The organism is Bradyrhizobium sp. SZCCHNRI1009, assembly GCF_032487575.1.
In the GTDB taxonomy this organism is placed as follows: domain Bacteria; phylum Pseudomonadota; class Alphaproteobacteria; order Rhizobiales; family Xanthobacteraceae; genus Bradyrhizobium.
In genome coordinates this window covers 117,581-129,280 of the sequence record NZ_JAUEUL010000008.1, presented here as the reverse complement: position 1 = coordinate 129,280, position 11,700 = coordinate 117,581, and the positions used below count along the sequence as shown (strand labels likewise).

The window sequence follows — 11,700 nt, the reverse complement described above, 5'->3', positions numbered from 1 at the left end:
CGCCAGGGCTGCCGGATCTCGTGTTGTCACCTCAGACGCGGCGTGGCCGCGCGCTGATTGCCTTGAAATGTCGTACCTGCTCCGTCAGCGCCCGCTCCACCGGCAGCCGCTCCATTGAGGAGGCGCCGTAGAAGCCGTGGCAGTTCTTGGTGTGCTTCATGATGAAGTCGGCGTCGGACGGCTCCGCGATCGGGCCGCCATGGGCCAGAACCAGAATCTCCGGGTTGACGCTGAGCGCGGCCGAGGCCCAGCTGTCGATCAGGCCGGGGCAGTCTTCGAGCTTGGGCGCGGTCTGCGCGCCGATCGAGCCGCCGGTTGTCAGACCGAGATGGCAGACGATGATGTCCGCGCCCGCGATCGCCATGCCCGCGGCCTGGGCTTCATTGAAGACGTAAGGCGTCGTCAGCAGGTCCTTGTCGTGCGCGCGCCCGATCATGTCGATCTCCAGCGCGTAGGAAATGCCCGTCTCCTCGAGGTTGGCGCGGAAAGTGCCGTCGATCAGGCCGACGGTTGGGAAGTTCTGCACACCGGAGAAGCCGAGCGACTTCAGCTCGTCGAGGAACACATCCATGTCGCGGAACGGGTCGGTGCCGTTGACGCCCGCGAGCACCGGGGTCGACTTCACCACCGGCAGCACCTCGCTGGCCATCTCGACCACGATGGCATTGGCGTCGCCATAGGCCATCAGGCCGGCGAGCGAGCCGCGGCCGGCCATGCGATAGCGGCCGGAATTGTAGATCACGATCAGGTCGATGCCGCCGGCCTCCTCGCATTTGGCAGACAGGCCGGTGCCGGCGCCGCCGCCGATGATCGGCACGCCACGGCGCACCATGTCGCGAAACTTCTTCAGCAGCGGTGCGCGCTCATATCTCGGCATCACCATCACCTCGCCTGTCTGCGCCGCGCCGGCAGCCGCCCGAGCAACGGCCTTACGGCACCGACGATCGCTGCTGCGAACTCATTGTCGATGATGTGATGCGGCACGCGGATCAGGCGCCGGCTCGACGTCTGCCGCACCGTCTGTTCGAGGCTGCGAAACAGCGCCTCGTCCGCCTCGCGATCGAAGAACGGCTGTCCCTGTGCATCGAGGGCCGACACGCCCTTCTCGGGCAGGAAGAACCTGACCGGCCCGTCCATGCGGTTGAGCCGCTCGCCGATCCAGCGCCCCATCTGCGCGTTCTCCGCCGCCATCGTCCGCATCAGCGTGACCTGCGGGTTGTGGACGTGAAACTTGCGGCCGCGATAGCGCTCCGGAATGGTCTCGGGCGCGCCGAAATTCACCATGTCGAGCGCGCCGACCGAGCCGACATAGGGCACGCGGGTGCGGATGACCGCGCCGAAGCGATCCTCGGTCGCCGGAAACACGCCGCCCATCAGCAGGTCGCAGACCTCAGTCGTGGTGAGATCGATGACGCCGGCGAGCATGCCGGAATCGACCAGCTTCTCCATCGAGCGGCCGCCGACGCCGGTGGCGTGGAAGACGAGGCACTCGTAGTCGTCGCGCAGCTCGGCGGTGAGCTTCTGCACCGCCGGCGTGGTCACGCCGAACATGGTGATACCGATCGCGGGACGTTGCGGTCGGGTGCGATCAGCGACAGCGGACCGTTGCTCGCGCGCCATCACCATGCCGGCAAGCGCATGCGCGCCATTGCTCAGCACCATCAGCGAAATCGAATTGAGTCCTTGGACGTCGGTGACCGAGTACATCATCGCGATGTCGGCCGGCCCGACATAGGCGCCGACGTCTCCCGAGGCGACCGAGGAGATGATCAGCTTGGGCACGCCGACGGGGAGCTCGCGCATGCCAGGTGCGACCAGCGACGTTCCACCGGAGCCGCCCGCCGAGATGATACCTGCGACATTGTCCTGCCGGCGCAGCCAGCGCGCGAACGCGTCGGCCATCGCGGTGACGGATGCACCGCGATCGGTGCCGAACACGGCGGAGCCGCCGCGCGGATGATTGAGCGCGATCTCCTGGGCCGAGACGTCGCAGCTCGTATGGCGTCCGCTGGTGGAGACGTCGACCAGCCGGGTGCGCAGCCCGTGGCTCGCGACGAGATCGCGAATGAAGCGCAGTTCGTCACCCTTGGTGTCGAGCGTGCCGGCGACGATCACCGCGGGCGGACCTGACGCGATCGGCACGGCGCGCTCACGGCCCTGGCGCGCGGCCTCGTCAAGCCGGCTGACGCTGGTGGAGAGCGTGCGCGCCTTGGCCTCGATCTGCGCGATCGGCACCGGCTGCGACCAGCGCGTCGGCAGCACGGGATTGGAGACGTAAACCTTGACGGGCGCAGCTTTCGGCGTCGTTGGCACCGCCGCACGTGCGGCGGGCGCGTCGCCGTCCTGCCCCGTGCCGAGATCCGTCTCGTCGCCGGCATGCTGGCCGACGCCGAGCAGGCGCTGCTGCAGCTCGCGGTCGGCGGCGAGCCGGGCCGAGTCGATGATGCGGTTGATGCGGCCATTGACCATGATCGCGACGCGGGCCGAGATTGCGGTTGCAACGCCGATGTTCTGCTCGATCACGAGCACCGCCATGTCGCCGTCCTGGCCGAGCCGGATCAGCATCTCCTCGACCTGGGCGACGATCACCGGCGCCAAGCCCTCCGTCGGCTCATCCATGATCAGCAGCTGCGGATTGGTCAGCAGCGCGCGCGAAATCGCCAGCATCTGCTGCTCGCCGCCGGACAACTGCCCGCCGCCATTGTTGCGGCGCTCGGCGAGCCGCGGAAACGTCTCGTAGACGCGCTCGACAGTCCAGGCGCCGCGGCGCTGGCCGGCCGCGAGCCGCAGATGCTCGTCGACGCTGAGCGAGCGCCACAGACGCCGCCCCTGCGGCACGTAGCCTACGCCGAGCCGCGCGATGCGCGCGGGATTGAGGCCCGTGATATCCTCTCCCCGCAGCCGCACCGTCCCTCCGGACGGCCGCAGCAGGCCCATGATGGCCTTGCACAGCGTCGTCTTGCCCATGCCGTTGCGGCCGACCAGCGAGAACACTCCGCTGTCGAGCCGGAGGTCGACGCCCTGCAGCGCATGCGAATGGCCGTAGTAGACGTCGAGGCCGCGGACCTCGAGCGCAGGCGCGGAGCGGCGGATATCATTCATGGCCTCCTCCGAGATAGAGCTCCTGCACCTCCGGATCGGATTCGATCTCCTGCGGTGCGCCCTCCTTGAAGATGCGGCCGTTGTGCATCATCGTCACGCTCTCGACGACGCGCAGCGCCACGTCCATGTCGTGCTCGATGATGATGTAACCGATGTGCGGCGGCAGCGACGTCAGGATCTCGACCAGCTCGCGCCGTTCGGTCGGCGACAGACCCGCCGCCGGCTCGTCGAACAGGATGAATCGGGGCGCACCGGCCAGCGCCAGCGCGATCTCGAGCTGCCGCTGCTGGCCATGGGCGAGCTCCGAAACCAGTTGATCGCGCACGGACGTCAGATGCACGGCCTCGATCAGGCGCTCGGCCGCCTGCATCAGGGCGTCATTGGCGCTGGGACGCAGCATCGAGAAGCGCGCGCGCGAGACGCCACGGCATGCCAGATAGACATTGTCGCGAACCGACAGACCGAGGAACAGTGCCGAGATCTGGTAGGTGCGGCGCAGCCCGCGGCGGATCCGCTCGTAGGGCGGAAAGGCGGTGATGTCCTCGCCGAAGAAGCGGATCGTGCCTGACGTCGGCAGGAAGTCGCCGGTCACGCAGTTGAACAAGGTGGTCTTGCCGGCGCCGTTCGAGCCGAGCACCGCGCGCCGCTCGCCAGGCCGCACCGTGATCGTGATGTCGGTCAGCGCGGCGAGCGCACCGAACATCCGCGTCACGCCGCGCAATTCGAGGGCTGCGGTCGAGCCGAGCGCTGAGAGCCGGTCCGCGACCCTATCCATGGCCGTGACCTCCCGGACGGGGCCGCTCCTCCGTGCGCTGGCCGCGTTTGCGCCACCGCTCATAGAGACCGATGACGCCGTCGGAGGACCAGAACACGATGGCGAGGAAGCCGAGCCCGATCAGCAGCCGGAACCGGTTGCCGTCGAGCCCGACCTTGACCAGGAAGTCGAGCGCGAAGGTGCGCAGGATGACGAAGATGAACGCGCCGATATACGGCCCGACCGGCCGGGTGATTCCGCCGACGACGGCAACGATGAGAATGTCGATGCAGCGCTCGACCGCGACCGATCCGGGCGAGATCTGCCGATAGTTCCAGACCTGCAGCACGCCCCCCATGCCGGCGATCAGGGCCGCGAACGCATAGGCGGCGATGCGATGCGCATTGACGTTGAAGCCGAGCGCGGCCATGCGCCTGGGATTGTCGCGCACGCCCTGCAGCGCCAGGCCGAACGGCGCGCGCGACAGATAGAGCACCGCGAAATAGCACAGCGCGGCCACCGCAAGCGTCAGGTAATAGAACGCGATATCCGTGCGCCAATCGACGCCGAGAACATGCGGCGTGGCGATCGTGTTGATGCCGGTGTGGCCGTTGAAGATCGCCCAGTTCTGGTTGGTGAAATAATAGAACGCCGCGCCGATCGCGAGCGTGATCATGATGGTGTAGATGCCCTCGGTGCGCACCGCCAGCGCACCACCCAGCGTGCCGAACAGCACCGCGAGCACCAGCGCCACCGGCGTCGCCAACCACCACGGCCAGCCGAGGCTGATATTGGCGTTGCCGCTGACGCCGAACACGGCAACCATGTAGCCGGCAAAGCCCGCGATCGTCAGCTGCATCAGACTGACCATGCCGCCATAGCCGGCGAGGAACATCAGGCTCAGCGCGATGGTGCCGAGGATCAGGGTCGTGCCGAAGATCTCGATCAGGAAGAAGCCGTTGGCGATCAGCGGCATGATCAGCAGCAGCGCGGCGACCGCCCAGGCCCAGGGCTGCTCGGTGGCCGACCATGCGACCGGCTGCCGTGCGGCGCCGCCTGCCAGCATGCTCTCCCGCGCGCGTGCCTCCTGGATCAGCGACATCTCATCGCCTCGCCAGCAGGCCCTGGGGCCGCAGCGCGAGCACCAGCACCATGATCAGGAAGGTCACGACGATCGCATAGGTTGGGATGTAGACCGAGCCGAGCTGCTCGGCGAGCCCAATGATCAGCGCGCCGAGCGCGGCTCCCGGGATCGATCCCATGCCGCCGACGATGACGACGACCAGCGAGGCCAGCAGAAAGCGCGTGTCCTCGCCGGGTGAGATGGACTGGAAGGTTCCGCCGACCACGCCGGCAATGCCGGCCAGCCCCGCGCCCAGTGCGAACACCAACACGAAGACGAGCTGGATCTGCACGCCGGTTGCCGCCAGTATCTCGCGATCATCCACGCCGGCCCGCACGATCATGCCGACGCGGGTGCGGTTGAGCGCGAGCCACATCGCAATGCCGATCACGACCGAGCCGCAGAAGATCACCAGCCGCACCAGCGGATATTGCAGGAACACAGCCTCGCCCGACGATTTCATCGCCGTCATCAGCGGCAGCTGCACCGGCCCGATCAGCCAGGCCGGCGTCTGGATCTGATAGAAGTCGCCGCCGAACGCCCACAGCATCAGATCGGCGAACACAATCGAGAGGCCGATCGTCACCATGGTCTGGCGCAGGTCCTGCCCCTCCATGCGGCGGAAGACAAGCAGTTGCAGGAGAACACCGATGGCCGCGACGACGATGAAGGCGGCGACGAAGGCGAGGATCCACGACCCCGTCGCGGCGGACACGCCGTAGCCCACATAGCCGCCAAGCAGATAGAGCGAGCCGTGCGCAAGATTGACGTTGCGCATCAGGCCGAAGATCAACGTGAATCCGCTCGCGACAAGGAAATACAGTCCACCCAGCGTGATGCCGTTGAAAACCGCACTCAGGAACACCTTCTTGCGGCCGATCGCCTCCTCGAGCCCCGGCGGCCACACGGCGAAGATCAGCCACGCCAGCAGCGCCAAGGCGAGGAGAATGATGAGGGACCAGATCGGGTGACGCTCGATGAAGCGGCTCATCACCCCTCCCTCAGGATACGAGGGACGGATCCGTCGTCACAGCGGAAAGGCGCATTCAGCCGAAGATCGCCGGGTCTGCCGGCCATCGCTCGTCCTCCCTCGTCGGATCCTTTTGCGGATCACGTTGCCCAGAGTGTAGCGGCAGACGAGAGTGCGCACTTGATCGACAGTCTCTTTTCGCGCAACGCGCAGCAGCAGGTCAGGCGCGCAGAACTTTTGCAGCGCGGCGATAGTCTGTCGGCGCCATGCCGACATTGCCGGCGAAGAACCGCGTGAAGCCGCTCTGCGAGGTGAATCCGAGATCGAAGCCGATATCGGCGATCGGCGCTTCCGTTGCCACGACGGCATCGAGCGCTCGCTCCATCAGCAGCGTATTCAGATAGAGATTGGGCGTCACACCGGTCTGGCTGCGGAACAGCCGATAGAAATGAGGCCGTGACAGTCCTGATTCGCGGGCGATGTGATCGAGCTCGATCTCGGCGCACGGACTGTCCGACATCAGCTTGATGCACTTGCGAACACGAAAGTCCGTCACTTCCGCGCATGGCCGTTCGGGCATCTGCTCCGAGACGCGCCAGCTTTCCTCGTAGCAACTGTCGATGAGCTGCCTCAGCTCGCCATCGAGACAGCCGAGCGATGGCGCGCCACATACCAACGCTGCGGTGCGGCGAATACAGCGATCGAGCGCGGCAGTCCGCCGGAAGCAGGTACGGCCAAACCGCAGGCCCTGCTCGCGCGCAGCCGAGGGCGCGAACCACTCCGCATTGACGTAGAGCACAAAAAAGATGGCGCCGTTGTCGATGTCGTTCGGCAGGAAATTGTGCGGTTCCCACGGATTGACCGCGACGATCCAGTCCTCACCGATCTGATAGTGCTGGTCGGAGACATCGATATCGGCCGGCGTCCCGCCGACGTGAAAGATCAGATGTCCCTCGCGATGGGCATGCACATTGAACGGCCGATTGAGCTGATAAACCGTCGCACGGCCGAAGCGAGCATGAAAGACGGCGAGCGCCCTACTCATCACTTCCTCACCGAAATGGTTCTTATTATTCGTCAAGGTCGATCATTGCTTGGCAGAAAGCAAGGGACGCGACGACGCGGCCCGAGCCCGCTCGAGCCGCGTCGCTCCCGGCAGAAAAGGTCAATACTTCTTACATTCAGGCACGGTTCGGCTCGGCAGGCCGATCTTGGCGAAGGTGGCAGCATCATATCCCAGCGTCTGGTTGACGTCGGGGATCACCTTCACGACCTTGCTGAACAGCGCGCCCTTGCCGTCGTCGACCACTTCGGTCACGAAGTTGGTGCCGATGGCCTGGCGGTTGGCGTCGAGCTTGATCTTGCCGTTGGGCGCGTCGATCTCGATCTTCGCCAAGGCCTCCTTCAACTTGGCCTGGTTGTTCGACAGATCGCCATTGACCTCGCGCAGCGCCAGGATCAACGCCATGGTGGAGCCATAGTAGTTGGTCGCCAGCAGCGACGGGCTCGGGAAGCGCTTCTCCGGCGGGAACGAGTCCTGATAGGCCTTCACAAACTTCTGCCAGCGCGGATCCTCCCAGGTATCGGCCTGGCCGGATGCCGCGATCGTTCCGATCAGGGCGTTCTTGGCATTGCCCTTGGACGACAGGATGGTCTGGTCGATCATGATCGAGCCGCCCATCAAATGCGCCTTGCCGCCCGCCTGTTGATACTGGTTGAGGAAGTTGACGGCATCGGCGCCGCCGAGACCGAGATAGATCGCATCGACATCATCGGGCAGCGCCGCGATCACCGACGCGAAATCCTTGGTGCCGAGCGGGACCCATTGCCGGCTGGTGATCTTGCCGCCCAGGCCGCAGAACTCCAGCGCCAGGCCGAACACCTGGGTGTAGATGAAGGAATAGTCCTCGCCGACGGTCGCGATCTTGCGGTAGCCCTTGGTCTCATAGGCGTATTTGCCGAGGCCGACCTGCCATTGGGCACCATCCATGTTGAAGCGGAAGAAGTTCGGCGCAGGATCGACATAGGTGGTCTCCTGCGCACCGGACGCGGCGTTGACGAAGGTCAGCTCGGGGTGCGTCTTGGCGAAGTTCTTGACGGCGATGCCCTCGTCGCCCGACAGCGGCGACAGCAGGATCTGCACCTTGTCCTGCTCGATCAGCTTGCGCACGGCACGGACGGCCGAGTCCGGCGTGGCGTCGGTCGACGCGACGACGAATTCCAGCTCCTTGTCGCCGACCTTCTTACCCAACACGTTCAGCGCGGTGACATGTCCGCGCATTCCGTCCTCGCCGAGCACGGTATAGGTGCCCTCCAGCGTCGCGGTGACGCCGACCTTGATCTTCTCCTGCGCGAACGCTGTGCTGGACAGCAAAAGCGCCGTGAACACGGCGATACCTACACTTCGCATGTGCATCGAACTCCTCCCTTGTCGCCCATTGCTGGGGCACACGAGCGTGTGCCGGCCACTGTTTTCTTGGCCATGTTGGCAGTGGCCCTTCCCGTCGCCTCGCGTCATCTCTGACGAGCGACGGTGAGCCCCCATCGACCGCGGAGGCTAGCGGATGAGCCGAGCCCCCGCGCAACCCGCCCCGCCTCGACCTTGACGACGAGTCTCATTTTCCATGATGCGACGCGATAACGCCCGCGGTGCATTCCGTGTGCATCGCGGTCCCGTCAGTGCCTCGATGGGAGTCTCCGGTGGGCTCGCCGCTCAGGCAGAGCCCGAGCCGTTCAGCCGCCTCGGCCTGGCTCCCTGGGGAGCGTCCTGCCGTTCAATCGTCGCGTTCGTACCGCCACCCGGGAGCGCCGGACACGCCGCTTCCGAAACTCCAATCCGCACATGACGATATCGATGCTTTCATTCGGACGCCGCAAACGGCGCCCATGGAACGCGAGCCATTTCTCGACCTGCCGCACGACCACGCGGCCGAGGTCCAGCCGCCGCACCAACTCGTCGCGCGTATGCAGCGAGGCGATGTCGACGATGTAGTCGAGCCGTTCCGACATGGTCCGCCCCACGAGCCGCGCGTATTCACTCGACACCAGCAAGGTTACGGCCCGCTCAGGCAGATGCGGCTCACCCATTTCCATTCCTGCACTCCACCGCGCCCGCCGGCCGACCCGAGATGTCGGCAATCCAGCAATTGCAGGCACGGCGCCCTCCGATGACAATTCGACCGAGACACGCCAGGGAAGGCCCGATCGTTTCGTCTCATTTCATGACGCCGCGCGCGGCGCGCTCCTCGCGGCTTGCATTCGGCCGTCCATCACGAATACACGCGCTCAGCCTGGTCGTGAGACGGCGCCGCGTCCTGTTCTCTCGCTGTTGCCGACACCAGCGACTGTGTGATCTCCTGTGCCCGCATCGGCAGCACCGACAAGAGTGTGTCGCTGAGGCCGTGCGAGGTTTCGGCGCAGCCCTGCACGTAGACCTGCGGACGAAACGCCGGGCTCGTCTGCAGACGATAGTCGCGGTCGAGCGACGCCGATTCGATGTAGCGGCTGATCGGACCAAGACACGCCGGGATCGGAGATCGCTCGTAGCCGGTGGCGAGCACGACAGCATCGTACGCGGCCCGGCGGCGAACCTCTTCGTCCTTGTTGACGATCTCGAGCGCCATCCCCTCAGGGGAGGCATAGGCTGCGACGATCTCGCTGCGCGGATGGAGAGCCAGTTTCCGAGCGCCGGCAACCCGCTGCTGGTACGTCATCCGGTAGAGCTGATCGAGCAGATCGGGGTCGACCACCGCATAATTGGTATTGCGGAAGCTGCGGACGATCGTCTCGCGCTGCCGATCGGACCGCGAATGAAAATAATCGGTGTAGTCCGGATTGAAGATCTCGTTCACGAACGGGCTGCTGTCCGCCGGCTTGAGCGCGTGCCCACGGAAGACCAGATCAATCTGGGCGTCCGGAAGCCGCTCGCTCAGATCGAGCGTGACCTCAGCCGCACTTTGCCCACCGCCGATGACTGCCACCCGCGGCGACCGGCCATCCGATCCTGCCGCAAGCGAGGAACTCAGATAGCCGCTGGTGTGCACGACCCGCGGATCCCCCGCGATCGGTTGAAATATGGAAGGGATGTGCGGCACACCGCCGACGGCCGCCACGAGGTGACGCGTCACGCGTGATCGCTCCTTTCCGTCAGCCATGCGCGTGAGCACACGAAGCGCGGTGACGGATTGACCGCTATGCACGGGCTCGACAGACTCGACCGTTTCTCCGTAGGCAACCGTGGTGCTGAACTGGCCTGCGACCCATCGGAGATAGTCGTTGAACTCGATCCGGCTCGGATAGAACGTCTTGCAGTTGGTGAAGTCGAGCAGCCGGCCGGATTTATGCAGGTAGTTGACGAAGGTGAACGGACTGGTCGGATCGCGCAGCGATACCAGGTCCTTGAGGAAGGAGATCTGCATGTTGCTGCCGGGCAGCAGCATTCCGCCATGCCATTTGAAGTCCCGCTGCTTTTCCAGGAACAAGGACCGGCATTTCAGACGCTGCTGTCTGAAGCAATCGTCGAGCGCGATCGCCAATGCGAGGTTCGATGGCCCGAAGCCGACGCCGACGACATCATAGTCAGGGGCAGGATGATACGACATGGTGATGCTCCGTCCGCGCTAGGCTTCTGTGGGTGCTTCCTTGGCCGCCGGCTGCCACAGCCGATCGCCGAAGAAGCGTTCTCGCAGCAACATGACGAGGGTTGCCCGCTTGTGGGGGAAATCGAAATTCTTGATCCGGGCAAACCCCGCCAGATCCAGGTTGCGAAGCTGCTGGGAATGTGCCGCCGCCGGCTCGCCGACGACACGTTCGGTGCGACAGTCGTCGAGGAACATGTAGTGCATGAGTGAGGGAAGCCAGGCCGTGATGAAGCGGCGGCCCCGGAAGCCGTCCTCGCCGACGATCACGTGCCATCCACGATCATAGTCCGCCGCATCATAGAACGGCGCGATACGATTTTCCTTCGCCCAGTAGAGCTCGAAATAGCCGAACGGCCGATCCCCGAAGCAGCCGATCAGCGGCACCATGTGCGGGTCCGACATGATCCGTGACAGATATTGCCGGTGCTTGTCGATGTCCCCCGCTTCGTTCCAGAACGAGTCCACCCGCGGATCGTTGAGCCAGCGGTGGACCAACGGGAGATCGTGAGCGATGTCGATGACGCGAAAGCTGACGACGTCGGACAGCCAGGGAATGAAACGGGCGTAGACGGTGCCGACCGGCTTGGGCGGCCGCCGCGGATGGCGCCTGCCGTCGGTCATCGCGTAGGACTGTGGAAACGCCGGGCGCGCGGCGTCCGTCAGCCAGTTCTCGCGAAACTGCATCACCATGTCCGGATACAGCGCCAGCCTGCCGTCGGTCACCACCGCGAGGCCATCGTTCGCAAGGGCCGATGCTGCTGCCGGGTTGTCGTCGAGTGCAAGGTCGAGCCTCTGCAGCGACGGCGTCCAGGCAAAGACCGCTTCGGCCATTGCCGCGGCTCCGCGCGACAGCCGGCGCCAATCATCGACCCCGTCGTGCACGATCAGACGCGTCAGTTCGCCATCCGGCCGAAGCGCCAGCAGTGGCGCGCCGTCCGCGATCACCCGAAGCCCGTCATCGTCGCGAACGACCGACATTGTCGCGTCGGTTGCGACAGGGAATGTCCGGATACTGCCCGTAACGCTCGCGGTCGCGCTCATGCGAACTCCCTCCCTCTCATTGATCTGCACGGGCGCCATCTCTGTCCACTCCCGCTCAGGATGTAGATCG

10 protein-coding genes are annotated in these 11,700 nt (G+C 65.3%); all 10 read right to left on the bottom strand.

Annotation, left to right across the window (positions count from 1 at the left end; all coding sequences use genetic code 11):
• Positions 1-31: 31 nt before the first annotated feature.
• Entirely contained in the window at positions 32-877 is an 846-nt protein-coding gene (locus QX010_RS16365; RefSeq protein WP_315802951.1) for a phosphoenolpyruvate hydrolase family protein, read from the bottom strand.
• A 5-nt stretch (positions 878-882) separates the two neighbouring features.
• Positions 883-3,102, bottom strand: a complete 2,220-nt coding sequence (locus tag QX010_RS16360; RefSeq protein WP_316180561.1) for an ABC transporter permease — start codon at positions 3,100-3,102, stop codon at positions 883-885.
• A complete protein-coding gene (locus QX010_RS16355; RefSeq protein WP_315717437.1) occupies positions 3,095-3,877 on the bottom strand; it encodes an ABC transporter ATP-binding protein in 783 nt (260 codons plus the stop codon). Before QX010_RS16355 ends, QX010_RS16360 begins: the two co-directional genes overlap by 8 nt.
• Positions 3,870-4,958 carry a branched-chain amino acid ABC transporter permease gene (locus QX010_RS16350; RefSeq protein ID WP_409997935.1) on the bottom strand — a complete coding sequence of 363 codons (1,089 nt, stop codon included), beginning with the start codon at positions 4,956-4,958 and terminating at the stop codon, positions 3,870-3,872. The genes QX010_RS16355 and QX010_RS16350 overlap by 8 nt, the downstream gene beginning before the upstream one ends.
• Before the next feature lies 1 nt (position 4,959).
• Positions 4,960-5,970, bottom strand: a complete 1,011-nt coding sequence (locus QX010_RS16345; protein ID WP_315802949.1) for a branched-chain amino acid ABC transporter permease — start codon at positions 5,968-5,970, stop codon at positions 4,960-4,962.
• Positions 5,971-6,169: 199 nt separating this feature from the next.
• A complete protein-coding gene (locus QX010_RS16340) occupies positions 6,170-6,994 on the bottom strand; it encodes an AraC family transcriptional regulator (protein ID WP_316180560.1) in 825 nt (274 codons plus the stop codon).
• A 120-nt stretch (positions 6,995-7,114) separates the two neighbouring features.
• Positions 7,115-8,365: an ABC transporter substrate-binding protein gene (locus QX010_RS16335; protein WP_316180558.1), complete on the bottom strand. Its 1,251-nt coding sequence runs from the start codon at positions 8,363-8,365 to the stop codon at positions 7,115-7,117.
• A gap of 317 nt (positions 8,366-8,682) precedes the next feature.
• Positions 8,683-9,036, bottom strand: a complete 354-nt coding sequence (locus tag QX010_RS16330; RefSeq protein WP_315803163.1) for a hypothetical protein — start codon at positions 9,034-9,036, stop codon at positions 8,683-8,685.
• Positions 9,037-9,218: 182 nt separating this feature from the next.
• Positions 9,219-10,550 carry a lysine N(6)-hydroxylase/L-ornithine N(5)-oxygenase family protein gene (locus tag QX010_RS16325; protein ID WP_316180556.1) on the bottom strand — a complete coding sequence of 444 codons (1,332 nt, stop codon included), beginning with the start codon at positions 10,548-10,550 and terminating at the stop codon, positions 9,219-9,221.
• An 18-nt stretch (positions 10,551-10,568) separates the two neighbouring features.
• Positions 10,569-11,630 (bottom strand): GNAT family N-acetyltransferase, encoded by a 1,062-nt coding sequence (locus QX010_RS16320; protein WP_410051417.1) that lies wholly within the window; start codon positions 11,628-11,630, stop codon positions 10,569-10,571.
• Positions 11,631-11,700 lie beyond the last annotated feature (70 nt).